The organism is Gryllotalpicola sp. CP2-P1 (genome assembly GCF_057512245.1).
Window position 1 is genome coordinate 1 of the sequence record NZ_JBLRDT010000035.1, and the last position, 18,148, is coordinate 18,148.

The 18,148-nt window shown below is 70.3% G+C and carries 21 protein-coding genes and 1 tRNA gene; 5 read left to right on the forward strand and 17 right to left on the reverse strand.

The window, feature by feature from the left end; translation table 11 throughout:
- Positions 1–118: 118 nt before the first annotated feature.
- The 11 genes from ACM2XV_RS04715 to ACM2XV_RS04765 all read right to left on the reverse strand — a co-directional run bounded on the left by ACM2XV_RS04715 (position 119) and on the right by ACM2XV_RS04765 (position 9,984).
- Positions 119–619 carry a flavin reductase family protein gene (locus tag ACM2XV_RS04715; RefSeq protein WP_487026134.1) on the reverse strand — a complete coding sequence of 167 codons (501 nt, stop codon included), beginning with the start codon at positions 617–619 and terminating at the stop codon, positions 119–121.
- A 1-nt stretch (position 620) separates the two neighbouring features.
- Positions 621–1,121 carry an NADPH-dependent FMN reductase gene (locus ACM2XV_RS04720; RefSeq protein ID WP_487026135.1) on the reverse strand — a complete coding sequence of 167 codons (501 nt, stop codon included), beginning with the start codon at positions 1,119–1,121 and terminating at the stop codon, positions 621–623.
- Positions 1,121–2,533, reverse strand: a complete 1,413-nt coding sequence (locus tag ACM2XV_RS04725; protein WP_487026136.1) for an MFS transporter — start codon at positions 2,531–2,533, stop codon at positions 1,121–1,123. Before ACM2XV_RS04725 ends, ACM2XV_RS04720 begins: the two co-directional genes overlap by 1 nt.
- Positions 2,534–2,551: 18 nt before the next feature.
- Positions 2,552–3,886 carry an NtaA/DmoA family FMN-dependent monooxygenase gene (locus ACM2XV_RS04730; RefSeq protein WP_487026137.1) on the reverse strand — a complete coding sequence of 445 codons (1,335 nt, stop codon included), beginning with the start codon at positions 3,884–3,886 and terminating at the stop codon, positions 2,552–2,554.
- A complete protein-coding gene (locus ACM2XV_RS04735) occupies positions 3,883–4,563 on the reverse strand; it encodes a cysteine hydrolase family protein (protein ID WP_487026138.1) in 681 nt (226 codons plus the stop codon). Before ACM2XV_RS04735 ends, ACM2XV_RS04730 begins: the two co-directional genes overlap by 4 nt.
- Positions 4,563–5,624 carry an LLM class flavin-dependent oxidoreductase gene (locus ACM2XV_RS04740; RefSeq protein WP_344773508.1) on the reverse strand — a complete coding sequence of 354 codons (1,062 nt, stop codon included), beginning with the start codon at positions 5,622–5,624 and terminating at the stop codon, positions 4,563–4,565. The genes ACM2XV_RS04735 and ACM2XV_RS04740 overlap by 1 nt, the downstream gene beginning before the upstream one ends.
- A 102-nt stretch (positions 5,625–5,726) precedes the next feature.
- Complete coding sequence (locus ACM2XV_RS04745) at positions 5,727–6,839, reverse strand: ABC transporter substrate-binding protein (protein ID WP_487026139.1); 1,113 nt, start codon at positions 6,837–6,839, stop codon at positions 5,727–5,729.
- Positions 6,840–6,964: 125 nt separating this feature from the next.
- A complete protein-coding gene (locus tag ACM2XV_RS04750) occupies positions 6,965–7,837 on the reverse strand; it encodes an ABC transporter permease (RefSeq protein ID WP_487026140.1) in 873 nt (290 codons plus the stop codon).
- Positions 7,838–7,850: 13 nt separating this feature from the next.
- Positions 7,851–8,681, reverse strand: a complete 831-nt coding sequence (locus ACM2XV_RS04755; RefSeq protein WP_425553373.1) for an ABC transporter ATP-binding protein — start codon at positions 8,679–8,681, stop codon at positions 7,851–7,853.
- 190 nt (positions 8,682–8,871) lie between these two features.
- Complete coding sequence (locus ACM2XV_RS04760; protein WP_344773500.1) at positions 8,872–9,291, reverse strand: hypothetical protein; 420 nt, start codon at positions 9,289–9,291, stop codon at positions 8,872–8,874.
- Between the two features lie 99 nt (positions 9,292–9,390).
- On the reverse strand, positions 9,391–9,984 hold the full coding sequence (locus ACM2XV_RS04765) for a DoxX family protein (protein WP_344773498.1): 594 nt from the start codon (positions 9,982–9,984) through the stop codon (positions 9,391–9,393).
- 146 nt (positions 9,985–10,130) lie between these two features.
- Between ACM2XV_RS04765 and ACM2XV_RS04770 the strand changes: the two genes are divergently transcribed.
- Positions 10,131–10,203: transfer RNA gene (locus ACM2XV_RS04770), tRNA-Ala, on the forward strand.
- A 46-nt stretch (positions 10,204–10,249) separates the two neighbouring features.
- Here the strand turns inward: ACM2XV_RS04770 and ACM2XV_RS04775 are convergent.
- The gene (locus tag ACM2XV_RS04775; protein ID WP_344773496.1) at positions 10,250–11,470 is read right to left on the reverse strand and encodes an acyl-CoA dehydrogenase family protein; all 1,221 of its coding nucleotides are present in this window, start codon (positions 11,468–11,470) and stop codon (positions 10,250–10,252) included.
- A 128-nt stretch (positions 11,471–11,598) separates the two neighbouring features.
- On the opposite strand from ACM2XV_RS04775, the gene ACM2XV_RS04780 reads away from it, so the two are divergent.
- Entirely contained in the window at positions 11,599–11,790 is a 192-nt protein-coding gene (locus tag ACM2XV_RS04780) for a hypothetical protein (protein WP_344773494.1), read from the forward strand.
- Positions 11,791–11,826: 36 nt separating this feature from the next.
- The gene (locus ACM2XV_RS04785; RefSeq protein WP_487026141.1) at positions 11,827–12,240 is read left to right on the forward strand and encodes a hypothetical protein; all 414 of its coding nucleotides are present in this window, start codon (positions 11,827–11,829) and stop codon (positions 12,238–12,240) included.
- Positions 12,241–12,315: 75 nt separating this feature from the next.
- Here the strand turns inward: ACM2XV_RS04785 and ACM2XV_RS04790 are convergent, their stop codons facing one another.
- From ACM2XV_RS04790 to ACM2XV_RS04805, 4 genes are read right to left on the reverse strand one after another with little or no spacing between them, the layout of a single operon-like run.
- The gene (locus ACM2XV_RS04790) at positions 12,316–13,254 is read right to left on the reverse strand and encodes an LLM class F420-dependent oxidoreductase (protein WP_487026142.1); all 939 of its coding nucleotides are present in this window, start codon (positions 13,252–13,254) and stop codon (positions 12,316–12,318) included.
- Between the two features lie 45 nt (positions 13,255–13,299).
- A complete protein-coding gene (locus ACM2XV_RS04795) occupies positions 13,300–14,574 on the reverse strand; it encodes a low temperature requirement protein A (protein ID WP_487026143.1) in 1,275 nt (424 codons plus the stop codon).
- Positions 14,575–14,621: 47 nt separating this feature from the next.
- Positions 14,622–15,014 (reverse strand): arsenate reductase ArsC, encoded by a 393-nt coding sequence (locus tag ACM2XV_RS04800; protein ID WP_487026144.1) that lies wholly within the window; start codon positions 15,012–15,014, stop codon positions 14,622–14,624.
- Between the two features lie 38 nt (positions 15,015–15,052).
- Complete coding sequence (locus ACM2XV_RS04805; protein ID WP_487026145.1) at positions 15,053–15,943, reverse strand: fructosamine kinase family protein; 891 nt, start codon at positions 15,941–15,943, stop codon at positions 15,053–15,055.
- Between the two features lie 106 nt (positions 15,944–16,049).
- Here ACM2XV_RS04805 and ACM2XV_RS04810 point away from each other — a divergent pair, with 106 nt between their 5' ends.
- Positions 16,050–17,345: an inorganic phosphate transporter gene (locus tag ACM2XV_RS04810; protein ID WP_344773486.1), complete on the forward strand. Its 1,296-nt coding sequence runs from the start codon at positions 16,050–16,052 to the stop codon at positions 17,343–17,345.
- Positions 17,342–17,674, forward strand: a complete 333-nt coding sequence (locus tag ACM2XV_RS04815; RefSeq protein ID WP_344773484.1) for a peptidase — start codon at positions 17,342–17,344, stop codon at positions 17,672–17,674. The genes ACM2XV_RS04810 and ACM2XV_RS04815 overlap by 4 nt, the downstream gene beginning before the upstream one ends.
- 30 nt (positions 17,675–17,704) lie before the next feature.
- Here the strand turns inward: ACM2XV_RS04815 and ACM2XV_RS04820 are convergent, their stop codons facing one another.
- The gene (locus ACM2XV_RS04820; RefSeq protein WP_344773482.1) at positions 17,705–18,043 is read right to left on the reverse strand and encodes a DUF7882 family protein; all 339 of its coding nucleotides are present in this window, start codon (positions 18,041–18,043) and stop codon (positions 17,705–17,707) included.
- Between the last annotated feature and the right edge of the window lie 105 nt (positions 18,044–18,148).

An 18,148-nucleotide genomic window follows, 5' to 3' on the forward strand; every position in this document is an offset into this window, starting at 1 on the left:
TGCGCCGGCGCAGGCATCCGCCCCGGATTCGCGCTATGCCCGCATGGGCATCGTCGGCGACAGCGACGCGCCCGCCATGAACCTCGACGAGGCGCTGCGGCGTCGTCGGGCGGTGTAGCTAGGCCGGCAGCACCTTCAGCGACTGCCGGTGCCACACGAGCGGATTCCGCTCGTCATCGCTCATCATGGCGAGCACGCGCAACACGATGATGTCGTGATCGCCGGCGGGGTATGCGTGCTCGATGGCGCACTCGAGCCAGCAGGGCGCATCGAGCAGGAAGATCGCGCCGGAGGGCGCCTCGCCCGTCTCGACCCCCGCGAAACGGGACTGCTTGTCGCGTGAGGCGAGCTGCCGGGTCTTCTCGGCGTGGCTCTCGCCGAGGATCGAGACGCCGATCGTCGGCGCCGTGGAGAGCGCGGGCCAGGTGGTCGAGCTGCGCTGCACGGCGAAGGACACCATGGGCGGCTCATACGAGACGCCGACGGAGAACGACGAGGCGATCATGACGCTCGGCCCGTCGGGAAGCCGAGCCGCCAGGGCCGCCACCCCCGAGGGGAAGCCGGAGAAAGCGGCCTTCATCTCGCCGGGGTCTGAGGTGAAGTCGCGGGTCAGGGTCATCTCACTTCTCCTTCACGGTTGCGGCGGCGAGCACGGCCGGCGCCCAGCGTTCGATCCAGGTGTCCAGCGAGCCGTCGTCTGCGTAGCGGGAGTCGAGCTGGTACAGGCCCTGGGCCGGGGCGATCGCGCCCAGCTCGACGAGCACGGGCTTGAGGGTGAGCTCGGGCGCGAGGGCGTGGGCGGGCCCGGCGCCGAGCATGAACGGAATGCCCACTCGGCCGGCGAGCCCGGTCGCGGTGGCGAACTGATCGAGGAACAGCTTGAGCAGCCCGGTGTAGGTGCCCTTGAACGTCGGCGAGGCGGCGATCACGATGTCCGCCTGCTGGACGAGGCCGACCGCCCGAGCTACCGCGGCGTCGCCCCAGCCGAGCAGCCCCGGGCCGAGCTCGGCGACCTCGATCACGGTCGGGGTGGCGCCGAGCGCGGCGGCGAGGCGCTCTGCGGCATCGCGGGTGCGCGAGGCGGGCTTCGGGTTTCCGACGACGACTGCTGCGGTGACCATCAGGCGACCATCCGTTCTTCTGTGTGTGCGGTTTCGATGAGACGTTCGGGGGCGGCAGGTGCTGGGCGCAGCCGCAGCGTCGCGGCCGCCACGGCGGCGACGAGGCCGACGGCGGCGAGGATTCCGAGCGCTGCGGCGTCCGACCACGCCGCGAGCGCGACGGCCGTGACGGCACTGCCGAGGACCGCGCCGAGCTGCTTCATGGCGTTGAACGATCCGGATGCCGCGCCGACGGATTCCCGCGGAACCGTGGTGATCGCCGCGATGGAGAACGGCGACCAGACGAAGGAGTTCGCGACCCCGAAGAGCGCGAAGGCCGTCGACAGGGCGATCAGTGAGGCATCGGCCGCCACGAGCAGTGCGGAGGCGCCGATCGACACGACGAGCGCCACGGCGCCGATCACGGCGACGACCCGCGGCCCCACGCGGTTGTTGAGCCGCGCCGACAGCGGTGCGGCGAGCAGGCATACGGCGCCCATCGGCACCAGGGTGAGCGAGGCGGGGACGACGCCGAGGCCACGGGCGTCCTGCAGGTAGAGCATGAACGGAACGGGAGCGGAGCCGACGACGAATGCAGCGGCGGCTGCGCCCCACGAGGCGGTGACGAAGCCGCCGCTGCGGAACAGGGCGACCGGAAGCAGGGCCGTCTCTTCGCTGTTCCGCTGCAGCCAGACGACCGCCGTCGCGGCCGCGGCGCCGGACACCGCCCACAGCCAGCGCGGCGCGCCGAGCACATCCGGCGAGGCAGCCTCGAGCCCCTGGATGCCGAGCACGAGCGCGAACACCGCCGCCGCGTTCGCGACCATCGCCCAGAGCCGGATGCGGGCCGAGGTGCGGCCGCCGGCCGGCACCCACAGCAGCACGGCGGCCGCTGTGACGACACCGAGGGGGAGGTTGACGGCGAAGATCGCCGGCCAGCCGCCGACCCCGACGAGGATGCCGCCGAGCAGCGGCCCGGCGATGGTCGCGGCACCGCCGACCGCGCCCCAGACGCCGAGAGCCACCGCGAGGCGCGGCGGGTGGAACAGGGCGCGGATGATCGTCAGGCACTGCGGGGTCATGAGCGCCGCCCCCACGCCCTGCAGCGCGCGCCAGAGCACGAGTGCGTCGATCGACGGGGCCAGCGCGCACAGCAGGGAGCCCACCGTGAACACGGCGAGCCCGGCGAGGTAGACCCGGCGATGCCCGAAGCGGTCGCCGAGCCGCCCGGCGATCAGCAGCGGGACCGCATACGCGAAGAGATACGCGCTGTTGACCCAGATCGCCATGGTCAGCGTCGTGTGCAGCCCCGAGATCATCGCGGGCAGTGCGACGGAGGTGATGGTGCCGTCGAGCAGCAGCATGAAGAAGCCGAGGCAGAGGCTGGCGAGGGCGAGCCAATGACGCGGCTTCGTGCCGTCGGTGTCGGTCATTCTCGGCTGCCGCCCATCTCAGACGGCCAGGTTCTCGCGCAGCGTGCTGCCGGGGTAGCGCGGCGCGAGCGCGCCACGGCGGCGCAGCTCGGGCACGAGCAGCTCGCTGAGCTCGCCGAAGCCCGAGGGCATGGCGAGTGGGCTCGACAGCATGTAGCCGCCCCGCGCGCCCGTCGCGGCGAAGTTCGCCTCGAGGGCGTCGGCGACCATCGCGGCGTCGCCGACGATGGTGTGGTCGAGACCTGTGGCCGAGCGCCAGCCGTGCTCGAAGAACTCGGCCCTCGTGAGCGAGTGGTCTTCGCCGTAGCTCGCCACCAGCGACCCGACCAGCCCGGCCGGGCTGGCGTTCGCGGCGACGATCTGAGCGCGCAGCTCGCCGAGGGTGAAGGACGCGGGCAGGGTCGAGAAGTCGTAGCCGGCGTTGTGCGACAGGTAGGTGCCCACCGCCTCCTCGCTCCAGTACCGCAGCACCGAGTCGCGGCGCTCCTCGGCCTCGGCCCGCGTGCGCCCGACGATGACCTGAGTGGCCCACAGGATGCCGACGTGCGCGGGGTCGCGGCCCGCGTCGGCGAGTGCCTCGTCGAGCAGTGCGCGGTGGCGCTGCTGACCGGCGAGGCTGCCGCCGAAGCCGAAGATCAGCTCGGCGAACGACGCGGATGCGGCGATGCCGCGCGGCGAGTTCCCCGCCTGCACGATCACCGGGTGCACCTGAGGGCTCGGCACCGAGGCGAGCGGCCCCTTCACGGTGAAGAACCGCCCCGCGTGGTCGATGGCGTGCACCTTCGCCGGGTCGGCGAAGCGGCCCGACTCACGGTCGCGGATGATCGCATCGGGCGCCACCGAGTCCCAGAGCGCGCGGCAGACGCCGATGAATTCCTCCATGCGCTCGTAGCGCAGCTCGTGGTCCATCAGCTCCGCATAGCCGTAGTTGGCGGCATCCGCCCCGCGGGTCGAAGCCACGACATTGAACGCGACCCGCCCGCCCGTGACGTGATCGAGCGAGTTCAGCAGCCGCGCGACGTAGAAGGGATGCATGAACGTGGAGGAATACGTCAGGCCGAAGCCGATCTTCTCCGTCACGGTCGACATCGCCGCGATGATCGGCGACATGTCGTGGCGGGGCCACTGGATGCCCCACTCCACGGCCGGCTCGATGCTGCCCCGCCACGTGCTGGGCACCCCCGAGCCGTCGCCGAAGAAGAGCATGTCGACGCCCGCGCGCTCGGCCGTCTGGGCGAGCTCGAGGAACATCCGGACGTCGGGGAAGTCGCGCCCCACCCAGGAACCGGGGCGTGCCCAGCCGCCCTCGGTGTGCGTGAAGGACAGGTCGTAGGCGAGGTGCATGCCGCTCATGCGGCGGCCCCCGCCCCGGCGCGAACGGCGCGCGCCCAGAGCCCGACGACCTCGTCGACGTCCGAGATCACGGCGACGTTGAGCTCGAGTTGCACGAGGGCCGCCTCGTTCACCGCCAGGTCGTAGGCGGCGGTCGCGTCCCGGGGGATCACGACCGGCCAGTCGAGCTGCATCGCGTCCTGTGCGGTCGCGTCGACGCAGCACTCGCTCGTGAGGCCGACGATGGTGAGCCAGCCGTAGCCCGCGGCATGCAGCTCGGCGTCGAGCGAGGTGCCGAGGAATCCGCTGTAGCCGCGCTTGACCACGCGCAGCTCGCCGTCGGCGGGCTGCATGCGGTACCACTCGGCGCCCGGCGTGCCGACGATGCACGGCTCGGCGGCGCTCATGGGGGCGTTGTAGTCGCCCTCGCGCAGCCACGCGCTCGACTTCCACGGGCGGCTCGGGTCGCTGCCGAGCTCGACCCAGACGACCGGCACGCCGATCGCGCGGGCGGTGTCGGCGAGCTCGCCGATGCGGCCGACCGCGGCGTCCAGCGCGGCGACGGCGGCATCAGACAGGCCGTAGGCGCCGAGCAGCTCGGGGTCGCCGAAGTCGCGCTGGACATCGACCACGACCAGGGCGGGGCGCCGTGTGCCGTCCGTCAGCTGGGCGAAGCGCGCCTCACGCAGCTCTGCCATCACGCCGCCGCCTCGTCCTCGGCGCGCAGCCGCGGCAGCACGGTCTCGCCGAACAGCAGCATGTCGCGGTCGTACTCCGGGAAGATCAGCATGAGCCCGTCGAGCTCGGCCTCGTCGACGATGTACTGGATGTGCTCGCGCACGGTGTCGGCGGAGCCGGCGACGTAGGCGGTCTGGAACGCGGCCTCGCCGACCGCGCCCGCGGCCCAGGCGCGCGCCTGCTCCTCGGGAACCCCCCACGAGCGGCGCATCAGGGCGAGCGCTTCGCGATCGACGCCGGCGCCCCACTCTGCGACCTTCTTCTGCGCAAGCGCGTCCGTCTCGGCCTGCACGACCGTGAGCATCGAGTACGTCTTGCAGCTGCGCCCGTTCGCCGCGGCGCGCTCGTGCACATCGCGGGAGAGGTCGCGCATCTCCTCGAGGCTGTCGCCCGCGAGGAACGCGCCGTCGGCGAAGCGCGCCTGGAACTTGCGGGCGTCCTCCGACTTGCCCGCACTGATGATGGTCGGGCGCGTGGCGGGGTGCGGGCGCGACTCGCAGTCCTCGAGGTCGAAATACGGCGTGTGCATGGTCACGGAGTCCTCCGTCCAGAGCCGCGTGACGGCCTCCGTCCACAGCTCGGTCATCTCGTAGCGGTCGGCGTGGCTGAGCTCGGGGTCCCAGACGCCGAACTGCTCGAACTCGGCCGCATAGGCGCCGTTGACGATGTTCATGCCCGCCCGGCCGCCCGAGACGTCCTGCAGAGTGGTGTACATCTTCGCGGCGACCGCGGGGTTGTGCAGGTTCGCGTGCATCGTCGCCCAGATCTTGACCCGGCTCGTCGCCTCGGCGAGAGCCGACATCATCGTCATCGACTCGAGTGAGCGCCCCCAGTGGTCGGTCGTGCCCCCGAAGCCCCGCCATTTCGCCATCGACATGATGAAGTCCAGGCCGATCGCCTCGGCGTGCAGCGCCGCGCGCTTGTTCCACGCGTAGGTGGCCTCGGGGTGCGGGGCGCTCGTCGAGAGCATCCAGCCCCCGTTTCCGATGGGAAGGAAGATTCCGTATTCTTTCGCGGCCATGTCGCGGCCTGCCTTTCAGGGTCAGCGGATGCGTGGGGAGGCGCCGGTGCGCCGGGTCCGGCGGCGTGCTGCCACGGGCCGGACCCGGCGGGGCGGTGAGCGCTACGGCGCGGGCCAGACGAGCTTTCCGCCGGAGTAGATCGCCGTGATGTAGGAGTTGTCGAACCAGCCCGCTGCCTCATCGGAGGTCACGCTCGCAGGCACGATCTTGAACTCGTGCAGCATGTCGACGAGCTTGGTCACGTTCGCGGGGTCGATGCCGCCGAGGGGCTGGCCGGGCGTCGGATTGTCCTTCACGACCTGCGTCTCGGTCTTCCAGATGGTCGCGTTGAGCTTCTTGTCGTAGGTCGCTCCGGAGAGCGCGGCCGCGTAGCCGACGCACTGAGAGACATGCGCGTCGCTCGAGGAGCAGTAGGCATAGGCGTGCAGGGCTGCGCGCAGGATGTCTTCGACGGCGGTCGGGTGCGCCTTGGCGAAGGCGGGGTTCACCGCCATGGCGCCCAGCGAGCTCGGAACGCCGTACTTGACGGGCTGCCAGACGGTGACCTTGTCGCCGGCCGCCTTCAGCTGGTTGGGCTCGTTAGAGATGAAGCCGGTCAGCGCCTCGAGGCCGCCCTGCTTGCGCGGCAGGACGGTCGGGTCGTAGCCCTCTTTCACGAGCTTCAGCGAGTCCCACGTGACGCCGGCCTTCACCATCATCGCCTCGACCGCGGCGGGAACGTAGCCCTTGTGGCCGACGACCTTGCCGTCGAGCTGCGTGAGGTCGGTGATGTCGGAGTTCGTCATCAGGATGTCGAGGCCGGCGTTCGAGTACGAGGAGATGCCCTCGATGTCGATGCCGTTCGCGCGCGCCTGGATCAGGTCCTGCTCGGCAACCGCGGCCACGGTGGCCTGCCCGGATGCGAGCAGCTTGGTGTTCTGTGCGGTATCGCCGCTGCCCGGCTTGAGCTGGACGTCGAGGCACAGGTCCTTGAAGTAGCCGAGCTGGCTCGCCGCGATGTATTCGAGGATCGAGGCCGAGGACTGGAACTGGTAGCCGGACAGGTAGGTGATCTTGCCTGCGGCCTTGTTCTCGGCGCAGCGCTTCGACGAGATGTCGGCGCCGGCCTTGCCCGCGCTGGCCTGTGGTGAGCCCGAGCTGCACGCGGCGACGGCGACCGCGAGCGCGGCGGCGGCCAGGGCGGCGAGACCGGTCTTGATGAGACGGTGCTGCATGTCACTCCTAGTTGGTGAAGTGGTGCTGGGGGAGGGGCGGAATGTACGGAACGGGGGAAAAGAGGCAAGGGTCGACCGGCGCCCCCGCCGTTGCGGGGGGAGGAGACGGCCGTGACGGGGTCGGGTCAGTCGGTGGAGCTCTCGTGCCAGTGCAGGACGCGGCGCTCGATCACGGTGATCACGAGCAGCAGCAGCACGCCCATCACGGCGAGGATGAGGATCGCCGAGTACACGACCGCGAGCTGGTTCATCGACGAGGCGGTGCTGATCACGGTGCCGAGACCGCCCGTCGCACCGGAGGCCGAGAGCTCCGCCACGACGGCGCCGATGATGGAGAGCGGGAAGACGATGCGCAGCGCCGCGAACAGGAACGGAAGCGCGTTCGGGATGCGCAGGTGGACGAGGAGCTCGATGCGCGAGGCATCCATCGTCTTGTAGACCTGCAGCACCTGCTGCGGCACCGAACGCAAGCCGGTCGTCGTGTTGATGAGAATCGGGAAGAAGCAGATCAGCGCCGTGATCACGAGCTTCGGCATCGGGCCGAAGCCGAACGCGACGACAAGCGCCGGAGCGATCGCGACCAGCGGCGTGACGTTCAGCACGACCGCGATCGGCATGACCGCGCGACGCACGATCGGCAGCTCGCTGATCAGCACCGCGAGCACGAAGGCGGCGACGAAGCCGATGACGAGGCCCGCCACGGACTCGCCGAGCGTGATCATCGCGTTCTGCAGGTAGTAGCCGAGGTTCTGGCCGAGCGACTGCCCGATGGCGGGCAGCGGCGGCAGCAGATAGGGCAGCTTGGCAGCGCCCAGCTGCCAGAGCGCGCCGAGGGCCGCGAGCATGACGACGAGCGGCAGCCAGACCGCCGGCCTGACCCAGGCGATGCGCGACTGGGGATGCCTGAGGCTGTAGCGGCTCGGCTCGACCGGTGGCTGGGGGGCGGCGGTCGCGGTGGGCCGCTCGGCGGTGGCGGTGGTCTCTTCGACGGTGGTCATCAGGGTCTCCTCCTCAGGCGGCATCCGCCGAGCGCCAGGCGCTGTGTAGTGCGTCCCTGATGCGGTCCTCGTATTCGTGGAAGCGCGCGTCCTCGAAGAGGCGCTGATTGCGCGGCCGCGGCAGGTCGATGTCGATCCAGTCGACGATGCGGCCCGGCCGCGGTGCCATCACGACAACGCTGTCGGAGAGTCGGACGGCCTCTGAGACGGAGTGGGTCACGAACAGCACGGTCGTCTTGAGCTCGTCCCACAGGTCGAGCAGCTGGTCCTGCAGGCTCTCGCGGGTGAACTCGTCGAGTGCCGAGAACGGCTCGTCCATGAGCAGCACATCGGGCTGCAGGCCGAAGGCGCGCACGATGGCGGCGCGCTGCTGCATGCCGCCCGAGAGCTGCGAGGGCAGCTTGTCGACCGCTTCCGAGAGGCCCGCCTTGTCGAGCAGCGCGAGCATGTCGGGCGCGCCTCGGCTCTCATCGCGTGCGCTCAGCGCGCCGATGCGCTCTCGGCGGCCGGCCGCGCCGCGGTTGATCTTGTGGGGCAGCGTCACGTTCTTGAGCACCGACAGCCAGGGCAGCAGTGCCGGCGACTGCGGTACCAGGCCGATGAGCTTGGCTGCGCACGCCTCCTCAGGCGTCACGCCGTGCACGCTGACCGTGCCGGCATCGGCCGACTCGAGCCCGGCGACGAGACGCAGCAGGGTGGACTTCCCGCAGCCGCTCGGACCGATGAGGCTGACGAAGCGCCCCGGCTCGATCGTGAGCTCGACATCGTTGAGCGCGACCATCGCCGACGGGCCGAACCCGTAGACCTTGCGAACGGAAGCCAGCTCGACTGCCTGCGTCATGATGAACACCCTCCATACCGGCGGCGGGCAGAACCGAACTGCCCGATCTCGTATGGCGGAGAGCGTGCGTAGCGAGCGATGATCTGCCACGCGGAAATCCGCTTGTCTTGCCGCTACCGTAAACAGCCCACGTTTCGCGGAATCGATGCTCTCGGTTGCGTGTGTGTTACATCTGCCGGCTGCGGGACGTTCGTCACTTGCTCAAGGGCGCGGTGCGGATGCCGTCGAAGACGCGCACCTCGACGCCGAGATCCGCTGCGGCGGTCGCGACCCAGCCGCCGAGGGCCTGCACGACGACCTCGGTCACGACGAGCACGGCGCGCTCGGCGCTCGGCACGCCTTCCCGCAGCCAGAGCAGCTTGAAGAGGTCGGCCATGACCTTGTTGCGGTAGCTCGGCTTGTAGGCGCCCTGGTTGGCCACGAGCTGCACCACGATGCGCCCCTCGGCATCGATGCCCTCGACCTCGACGCGGCTGCGGTTCTCGAGCAGCAGCGCTTTGGGTCGCAGTGCGGTGCCGAGCTCGTCGCTGAGTGCACACAGCATGCGCCGCTCGACGGAGCCCTCCGCGAAGCGGCTCCACTCGTTCGGCGCATCCACGACTGTCAGGCGCACGCTGGTGAGCATAGGCAGCCCAGATTGCCCCCGTGTTTCACTGGTGGGCAGCGCAGAGGCCGGGAAGCTGCACGCATTCCCGGCCTTGGCTGCTGCGGTTCAGATGAGCCAGCGCTGTGATTGCACGACAGGCAGTCGCTTCCACTGGTGGCCGAGGCCCCAGGTGTCGCCGGCCGAGACGGCAGCCACGACGATCAGCGCAAGGGCGTAGATGATGTGGTAGTCGACGAGCGGGTTGGTGGATGCCGCGTTCGCGCCGAACGGCCACTCGGCGAGGTACATCAGCAGCAGCACGACCGTGCCGGCGACCGCGCTGATGCGCAGGCCGACGCCGGCCATCACGGCGACGCCGATGGCGAGCATCGCGATCATGAACAGCCAGTCGGTCGCCGGGCTGGCGATGGCGGCGAAGGTGCCCTTGAGTGGGCCGACGACGGCGTCGCTGTTCAGGAATCCCTGGCTCGGCGCTCCGCCGTTGATCCATGCTCGTGCGACGGGCGTCGAGAATCCGAGGCCGAACGTCTTGTCGAGGAAGGCCCACAGGAAGATGAAGCCCGTCGCGAGGCGCAGCACGGCGAGCGAGCGGCGGCCGAAGGCGCTTGTCACGATGTCGGCCTCGTCGCGCACCTTGGCGCGACGCGTGGTGGCGGTTGGTGCGGCACCCATGGGGTGGGCGGCGGTGGCGGTGCTCATGATCCTGGCTTCTTCCCGATCGACCTGGTATCTATGTCGTACCGAAAGCTACTCTCGACGTGGTCGGCCAATAGGGTCGTAAGTCCCGCAGGGGGAGCGGGCGGTCAGGAACGCCCTGCTCGCCGTGATAGTCTTTTCGAGCACTTGGGCCCTTGGCGCAGTTGGTAGCGCGTCTCGTTCGCAATGAGAAGGTCAGGGGTTCGAATCCCCTAGGGTCCACGAAAAGATGCCCGGTCAGAACGCGTTCTGACCGGGCATCCTGCGTTCAGCGGTAGATGCTGGGGCGCGGCGCCTCGCCGTTCAGGAAGTAGCGGCCCACTTCGTTCAGCTTGTAGGCGATGGGGTCGTGCAGGCTCAGGGTGCGCGCATTGCGCCAGAAGCGGTCGAGGCCGTACTTCGTTCCGGCCGAGCGCGCACCCGTCAGGTCGTAGATCCCGCTCGTCACGGTGAGGGCGGTGGTGGTCGCCGTGATCTTGGCCCCCGCGATGGCCTCGGCGACGGCCGCGCGCGCCTCGGCCGTGACGGCCGTGCCCTGGTCGTGCAGCCACTGCAGCCGGCGCTCGCCGCGCACGACCGCGGCGGCCGCGGACTGGGCGGCGGCGACGAACTCGCCATAGCCGTTCAGGATGAAGGGGTCCTCGCCTGCTTCGGAGACGGAGGCGTGCGACCACGGCATCGAGCGCTCGCGCGTGAAGGCTCGCGCTTCGAGCAGCGCGCCCTCAGTGATGCCGAGCTGGATCACGCCGAACATGAGCTGGAAGTTCAGCACGGCGACCGACGCGAACGGGTCCTGCAACTCGGTGACGGGGCCGAGCTCGGCGATGAGCTCGCGCGCGGGCACGACGACGTCGACGAAGCTCAGCGAGCGGCTCGCGGTGAGTCGCTGGCCGAGCATGTCCCAGTCGCCGCCGATCGTGAGGCCCTGCGCAGCGGGGTCGACGGCGACGACGTTGAGCCGGCCGCTTTCGGCGTCGATCACCTGCGTGAAGAGGCGCTGCGCGACCGGCGCCCCGGTGGCGAAGCCGACCTCGCCGTTGAGGATCATCCGGTCACCGTCGCGCCGCAGGCGGATCGGGCCCGTGTGCCGCGCGGTGCCCGGGCTCGCCCACAGCCACTTCTGCGCAGCGGTCGCGGCCAGCATCCGCCGCGTGGTCTCGGTGTCGTAGTGGGCGAGGATGCGGGTCCAGCCGTAGTGGTAGCCCAGGATGTGCGCGATGCTCGCGTCCGCTCGGGCGATGCGGCGCGTGACCTGGGCGGCCAGCGCGAAGGGCAGCCCGTCGCCGCCCGCGGCGGCCGGCAGCGCGATGCCGAGCAGTCCGCGCGAGCGCAGCAGCTCGACCTCGGCCTCCGGCAGGTCGGCTGCGGCCTCGCGCTCGACGGCGTCGGAGCGCAGCTCGTCAGCGACCTCGTCGGCGACGCCCAGCCAGTGCTCCCACTCCGCGGGCAGGCTCAGCGACGGGTCGGCGATCAGATCAAGGTCGGTCACCCGCCTAACCATAGGGTTTGCGGCCGGCCTGTCGACCGCCCCCAGAACGGGCGGCGGCATGGTTCGCGCGCCGGGCGGGTACCGAGCACAGAACACACGGACTCACCGGTGGAAGGAAAGGGAGTCGCATGCGCAAGTTCTTCACCCTGCTCGTGCTCAGCGTCGTCGCGTTCATCGCGTACACCTACGGCGCCAAGGCCGGCCGCGGGCGTTATCGCGAGATCCAGGCGGGTATCGATGCCCTGTGGAACGACCCCCGCGTGAAGAAGGCCCGTAAGCAGGCCGTCAAGCGCGCGGAGAAGGCGGCCAAGTCGCTGTAGTGCAGCACCCGGTCATCGAGACGAGGAGTGGTTGATATGGCTCAAGTGAACGACGACGCGGCGCAGAACGGCCTGAACGCGGCCGGCGACGACGCGCACGCGGCAGTGGACAAGGCGGCCGGTGCCGCCGACGAGAAGATCGCCAAGACGTCAGAGGCGGCGTCGCAGGCCGTGGATTCCGCCACCGAGGCGGTGCACAGCACGGTGGACGACGCACGGCACAAGGCCTCGGCGGCGGCGAGCACCGCGACGCGCGCCGTGAACGGTGCGGTGGACGACGCGCGTCGCAATCTCTCGCAGACCGTGAGCCAGGCGAGCGGGTCGGCGGGCGAGGTGCGCGACGTCGCGGTGAACACGGTGCAGGACCGCCCGCTCGAGTCGGTCGCGCTGGTGGCCGGCGTGGCTGCGCTGATCGGATTCATCATCGGGCTGATCGTCGGCAAGCGGTAGCGCATCGGGCCGCGCTCGACACGCGCCGGGGGCCGGGGGCCGCGATCCGTTCGGGTCGCGGCCCCCGGCGCCTGTTCAGTGCGCGACGAGCGGTGCGAGCGCCGCCCCGAGGGCGCTTACGACGCCGGGGACGTGGCCGTTCACCGGCGCGTTGACGATGATGCCCTCGACGCCGGCCCCCAGGATGTCATTCGCGATGCGCTCGGCGATCACGTCGGCGGTGCCGACGAACGCGCGGTTGCGGCGCTCCTCTGGCACGGCCGCGAGCATCTTGTCGGCCTCGCCCTGGGACTCGACGAGCGCGACGCTCGCGAGGTAGCTGGTCTTGAGTGTGGCCGGGTCGCGGTCGATCTCCTCGCAGCGCTGCCGCAGCACCTGCACCTTGCGCGGGAGGTCCTCGATCGGGGCGATGATGTTCATGTGGTCGGCGTAGCGCGCCGCGAGGCGGAACGTCTTCCGCTCGCCCTGCCCGCCGAGCATGATCGGGATGCTGTCGCGGAACCGCGGCACGTTCATCGCGCCGTGCACGCGGTACCACTTGCCGGTGAACTCGGGCCGCTCGTCGCGCAGCATCGGGTGGATGATCTGCAGCGCCTCGTCGAGCTTCTCGAAGCGCTCGGTGAAGGTGTCGAAGTCGATGCCGAGCTGCTCGTGCTCGAGCTCGAACCACCCCGCGCCGAGCCCCAGGATCGCGCGCCCGTGGCTGATCACGTCGAGCGTGCTCACGGTCTTCGCGAGGATCGCGGGGTTGCGGTAGGTGTTGCCTGTCACGAGAGCGGACAGCTGGATGGTGCTGGTGGATGCCGCGAGGGCGGCCAGCGTGGAGTACGCCTCCATCATCGGCTGGTCGGGCGTTCCGATGCCGGGCAGCTGATAGAAGTGGTCCATCACGAGGACGGTGTCGAAGCCGCTGCCTTCGGCCTCTCGCGCCTGGGCGAGGACGGTGTCGAACAGTGTCTCGACACCGCCGGGGTAGGTGAAGTTGGGGATCTGGTATCCGAGTGAGATCGTCACGCTTCCGACGCTACGCCGATTCGGGCGAAGCGGATAGTTCTCCGCTCAGCCTTCGCGTGCGACATCCGCCTCGACATGGCGATAGCCGCCCGTCTCGTAGCCGACCACGACGACGGCGGGAGCCAGCATGACGACGATCAGGCACCAGCCGAGCGGCACATCGAGGGCCGCCATGACGACGGCCAGCACGAGGAACGCGATCATGCCCGCGGCGAGCCCGACGTGGAACAGGTCGACGGCTCGGAAGAGGATCGACCAGAGCGCGAAGTAGAGCGCGCCGAACAGGAACACCGGCACGACCGTGCTCAGCACGAGTCCGACGGTGCCGACCGCCGTCTCGCCCGCGGCGGAGTGGGCGGCGGCGCGGATGCCCGCCCCGACGGCGGCGACGGCGCCGAACAGCGCCATGTGCCCGTACGACCACGCCCACTTCCGGTTGCGGTGCCGGGCGAGCACCGTGCCCGACGGGAAGATGAAGTACATCCACCACAGGCCGAGGGCGGTGCCGATGCCGGCGACGACGACGAGCACCGCTTCGAGCGACCACCCGACCCGGCCCACGAGCGCAGACACCGCCGCGATCGTTCCCAGCACCACTTCGCCGAGCGCGATGATGACGAACAGCCCGTATCGCTCGGCGATGTGGTGCGGATGCCACGGCGTGCCCTGCCAGACATCGCCGTGCACGTCGCTCTGCCAGGTCGAGACGACCGGGCCGAACAGCTCCACGATCCACATGGCGACGACCAGCGAGATGAGCAGTACGGGTGTGTGCACCCGTGCGGCCGCGATCGCGACCCAGCCGAGCTGCGCTCCCGCGGTGAACACGATGTAGAGCAGCGCGGTGCGCCGGTTCTGGGGGTCCTGCCGTGCCACGCGCCACCACATCGCGACCATCGAGACGCGCATCACGACATAGCCGGCGGCGACGATGCGGAAGTCGAGGCCGTCGCCGCCGTCGATCGAGTGGAAGACGTCGGGGATGCCGAGGGCGAGCACGACGACTCCGACCATCTGCACGAGGGTCAGCACGCGGTGCAGCCAGTCGTCGGTGTCGAACGCCGACGCGAACCAGGTGTAGCTCGTCCAGGCCCACGTGACCGAGACGACGATGAACGCGAAGCCGCAGACGGCCGCCGCGACGTGCCCTTTCGCCAGCAGCTCGGCGAGCTGGTCTCCCGCCTGGGCGAACGCCGCCACGAACGTGAGGTCGAAGAGCAGCTCGAGCGGGCTCGCCCCGCGATGCGCCTCGGCAGGGTCGCGCCCGACCATGCGGCTCAGGCGGTGCCCGCGCGGCGAGAAGGCCCTGTCGACGCTCACGCGCACAGAGTAGGGCTCGTGCACGCGCGCCGCGACGTGCAGCCCGCTCAGGCGAGCTCGTCGAGCAGCGCCTCGACGCGCCGTTTGATCTCGTCGCGGATCGGCCGCACCTCATCGATCGGCCGGCCCGCCGGGTCGGCGAGGTCCCAATCCTCATAGCGCTTGCCGGGGAAGACGGGGCAGGTGTCGCCGCACCCCATCGTGATGACGACGTCGGATTCCTTCACGGCATCCGTCGTCAGGATCTGCGGCGCATTCGCGGAGATGTCGATTCCGAGCTCGGCCATGGCCGCGACCGCGACCGGGTTCAGCCGGTCGGCGGGCTCGCTGCCCGCCGAGTAGACGCGCACCCGCTCGCCGGCGAGCTCGCGCAGGAATCCGGCCGCCATCTGCGATCGGCCGGCATTGTGGACGCACACGAAGAGCACGCTGGGGGTCATGGATGCCTCGTCTCGGGTCGCGGGGAGTGAAAGGGACGTCAGGCGTAGCGTCGCACGACGGCCCGCAGTTCGGCGATGCGCTCGGCATTGCCGGCGTCGTGACCGAAGGTCGCGATCATCGACAGCAGCTCGCGCAGGTTGAGAATGCGCGCCTGCTCGCGCCACTCGGAGTCAAGCGGCCTGAGCTCCCGGTAGGCGTCGAAGAAGCTGCCTGGCACGACGGGGCCGGCGAGCAGCATCATCGCCACGTCGACCTCTGCCCAGGTGAAGCTCACCGCGGGGTCGATGAAGACCGGCTCGCTGCGGCCGCCGCCTGCGGGCTTCGCGATCAGGTTGTTGCGCCACAGATCGCCGTGGGTGAGCACGGCTCCCGTGTCCGGAATCAGCTCGGGCAGGCGGGCGCAGACGCGCTCGAGCCCGGCGCGATCGGCCGCGTCCAGCGCGAGCTCGGCCCCCGGCTTGTCGAGGAAGCTCAGGATGCGCTTCTCGGCGAAGAAGCGGTGGCCGTCGGCATCCCACGCGTTGCGCTGGCGGAATCGACCGAGCCAGCCGTCGTGCGCCCACCCGAACCGCTCGCTGCGCACGCTGTGCAGGCGGGCCACCGCGCGCCCCGCGGCGGCCCAGAAGCCCGCATCGTCGGGCGGCAGCTCGCCGGCGCCGACCGCCTCGAGCACGAGCGCTCGCGGCGAGAACGCGATGACCTGCGGCGTGGGAAGGCCGCCGAGCTCGCGGAGGGCGGCGAGTCCCTCGGCCTCGATCTCGCTGAGATCGGGCTGGTCGTCGTGCGCCGCCTTGACCACGACCGTGCGCCCGTCGCGCAGCTCGCACCACCACACAGGGTTCGCGCTGCCGCCCGCGAGAGGGCGTGCGCTGCGCACCGCGAGCCCCTCCGGCAGAAGGTCGGGCGAGAACGTGTCGGCGTCGGTCACGCCCCGACGGTACCGGAGAGCGCCGATTGAACGGGCGATGAACGTGTGGTGACGGTTCTCAGCCTGGTCTGCGATAGCGTTCCATGGTGCGAGTGAAAGCCTTCGCGTGGATCTGACGCTCATCGTCGTGCTGGTGATCGCGTTGGCACTCTTCTTCGATTTCACCAACGGGTTCCACGACACGGCCAACGCGATGGCGACCCCCATCGCGACGGGAGCGCTGAAGCCGCGCACCGCGGTCGCGCTCGCCGCGGTGCTGAATCTGGTCGGCGCGTTCCTGTCGACGGAGGTCGCGCAGACGATCTCGGGCGGCCTGATCAAGGGCGAGGGCGGCCAGGTCGCCATCACCCCGCCGCTCGTCCTCGCGGGTCTGGTCGGCGCGATCACCTGGAACCTCGTGACCTGGCTCTGGGGCATCCCCTCGTCGTCCAGTCACGCGCTCTTCGGCGGGCTCATCGGCGCGACGATCGTCGGCACGTGGGATGTCGGATCGATCGACTACAGCGTGCTGCTCGGCAAGATCGTTCTGCCCGCGCTGCTGTCGCCCGTCGTCGCAGGCCTCGTCGCCTACTGCTCGACGCGGCTCGCCTATCGCATCACGCACCGCAACGACGGACTGCCCGACGGCCGCAGCGGCTTCCGCTACGCGCAGATCTTCTCGTCGTCGCTCGTGGCGCTCTCGCACGGCACCAACGACGCGCAGAAGACGATGGGCGTCATCACGCTTCTGCTCATCTCGGCCGATCTGCAGGCTGCCACGCACCCGGGGCCCGAGTGGTGGGTCATCCTGCTGTGCGCGCTCGCCATCGCGACCGGCACCTACACGGGCGGGTGGCGCATCATCAAGACGCTCGGCACCGGCCTCACCGACGTCAAGCCGGCGCAGGGCTTCGCGGCAGAGACCAGCACCGCCGCGACGATCCTCGCCTCGTCGCACCTCGGCTTCGCGCTCTCGACCACGCAGGTCGCCTCGGGGTCGGTGATCGGCTCGGGCCTCGGCCGCAGCGACACCAGCGTGCGCTGGGGAACTGCGGGCCGCATCGCGCTCGGCTGGCTGTTCACGCTGCCCGTCGCCGCCGTGGTCGGCGGCGCGGCGGCGGTGATCGCGCGCTTCGGCACGGCGGGGCTCGTCGTCGACCTCGTCGCCGCGGTCGTCGTGATCGTCGTCGTCTTCCGCATCAACGCGCGCCGCCGGGTCATGGCCGACCATCTCACGCCGGCCCACGCCGAGGCCGAGGTCGCCGAGACCGCGGCGCTCGCCATCGCCATCGCGCGCCTCGAGCCCGAGCTCGAGGCGGCCATCGAGGAATCGATCGAACGCGACCGCGCGCACGAGTCGAGCGGCTCCGGCGACCAGCCGCCGCCGCACGCGGCGCCCGGCGCGGGGGAGGAGCCCCGATGATCGACTGGCTCGCCTTCGTCGAGGTGCTCATCGCCGCGCTGGTCGGCGCCGCCGTCGTCGTCAGTCTCTACGCCCTGGGGCTGCGGCTGCTCGCCGTCGCGGGGCGCACGCCGTTCGTGCCGCCCGTCGCCTACGACGAGGCGATCACGGTGCTCTCGCCGAAGCAGATGAAGAGAGAGGCCAAGAAGGTCAAGAAGGCGCGGAAGGGGAATCCCTATTCGCCGGTCGTGAAGCGCATCGCGCTGATCGCGGCCTACGCGCTGTTCTCACTCTCGGGAATCGTCGTGCTCTTCGGCATCTACCTCATCGTGCCGTACTTCCACGGCTGACCCACGACCCCGGGCAGGCTGCGTGGCCGGTTACGGCGCCGCGGGGGATCCGGCGGCTCGAAGATAGCTCTCCGCCTCCGCCTCGGGCATCACGGTCATGCCGCGGATGCCGTGGGCTGAGCGCGCGAGCGCGTCGACCCAGACCTTGTTGAGCTGGGGCGGCTTCGAGCCGTGGAAGACGAACACCAGGGGCACCTCGGGCGAGATCCAGAGGCTCATGCGCCCGGACCCCTTCTCGGAGGGGACCACCCAGTTCAACAGGAACGACTCCCGCACCCTCAGCTTCGCGGTCATCGCGATCTTGAGATGGGCCAGGGTGCGCTCGTCGAATTCGTATGCGTCGTTCGCGCCGTAGATCAGTCGTGCCACGTCCACACCTTCACCTGCCGCGGTGGGCCCGGCCTAATCGGCGCGACGCGATCGTCCGGAAAGCGCACCCCGTGGCCGGTGCGCGCACCCGCCCCTCTGACGGGG

What these genes read in the sequence shown, in the direction of transcription:
- ACM2XV_RS04715 (WP_487026134.1), bottom strand. Translation starts at nt 619, where the DNA reads ATGACCCTGACCCGCGACTTCACCTCAGACCCCGGCGAGATGAAGGCC.
- ACM2XV_RS04720 (WP_487026135.1), bottom strand. Translation starts at nt 1,121, where the DNA reads ATGGTCACCGCAGCAGTCGTCGTCGGAAACCCGAAGCCCGCCTCGCGC.
- ACM2XV_RS04725 (WP_487026136.1), bottom strand. Translation starts at nt 2,533, where the DNA reads ATGACCGACACCGACGGCACGAAGCCGCGTCATTGGCTCGCCCTCGCC.
- ACM2XV_RS04730 (WP_487026137.1), bottom strand. Translation starts at nt 3,886, where the DNA reads ATGAGCGGCATGCACCTCGCCTACGACCTGTCCTTCACGCACACCGAG.
- ACM2XV_RS04735 (WP_487026138.1), bottom strand. Translation starts at nt 4,563, where the DNA reads ATGGCAGAGCTGCGTGAGGCGCGCTTCGCCCAGCTGACGGACGGCACA.
- ACM2XV_RS04740 (WP_344773508.1), bottom strand. Translation starts at nt 5,624, where the DNA reads ATGGCCGCGAAAGAATACGGAATCTTCCTTCCCATCGGAAACGGGGGC.
- ACM2XV_RS04745 (WP_487026139.1), bottom strand. Translation starts at nt 6,839, where the DNA reads ATGCAGCACCGTCTCATCAAGACCGGTCTCGCCGCCCTGGCCGCCGCC.
- ACM2XV_RS04750 (WP_487026140.1), bottom strand. Translation starts at nt 7,837, where the DNA reads ATGACCACCGTCGAAGAGACCACCGCCACCGCCGAGCGGCCCACCGCG.
- ACM2XV_RS04765 (WP_344773498.1), bottom strand. Translation starts at nt 9,984, where the DNA reads ATGAGCACCGCCACCGCCGCCCACCCCATGGGTGCCGCACCAACCGCC.
- ACM2XV_RS04780 (WP_344773494.1), top strand. Translation starts at nt 11,599, where the DNA reads ATGCGCAAGTTCTTCACCCTGCTCGTGCTCAGCGTCGTCGCGTTCATC.
- ACM2XV_RS04785 (WP_487026141.1), top strand. Translation starts at nt 11,827, where the DNA reads ATGGCTCAAGTGAACGACGACGCGGCGCAGAACGGCCTGAACGCGGCC.
- ACM2XV_RS04800 (WP_487026144.1), bottom strand. Translation starts at nt 15,014, where the DNA reads ATGACCCCCAGCGTGCTCTTCGTGTGCGTCCACAATGCCGGCCGATCG.
- ACM2XV_RS04815 (WP_344773484.1), top strand. Translation starts at nt 17,342, where the DNA reads ATGATCGACTGGCTCGCCTTCGTCGAGGTGCTCATCGCCGCGCTGGTC.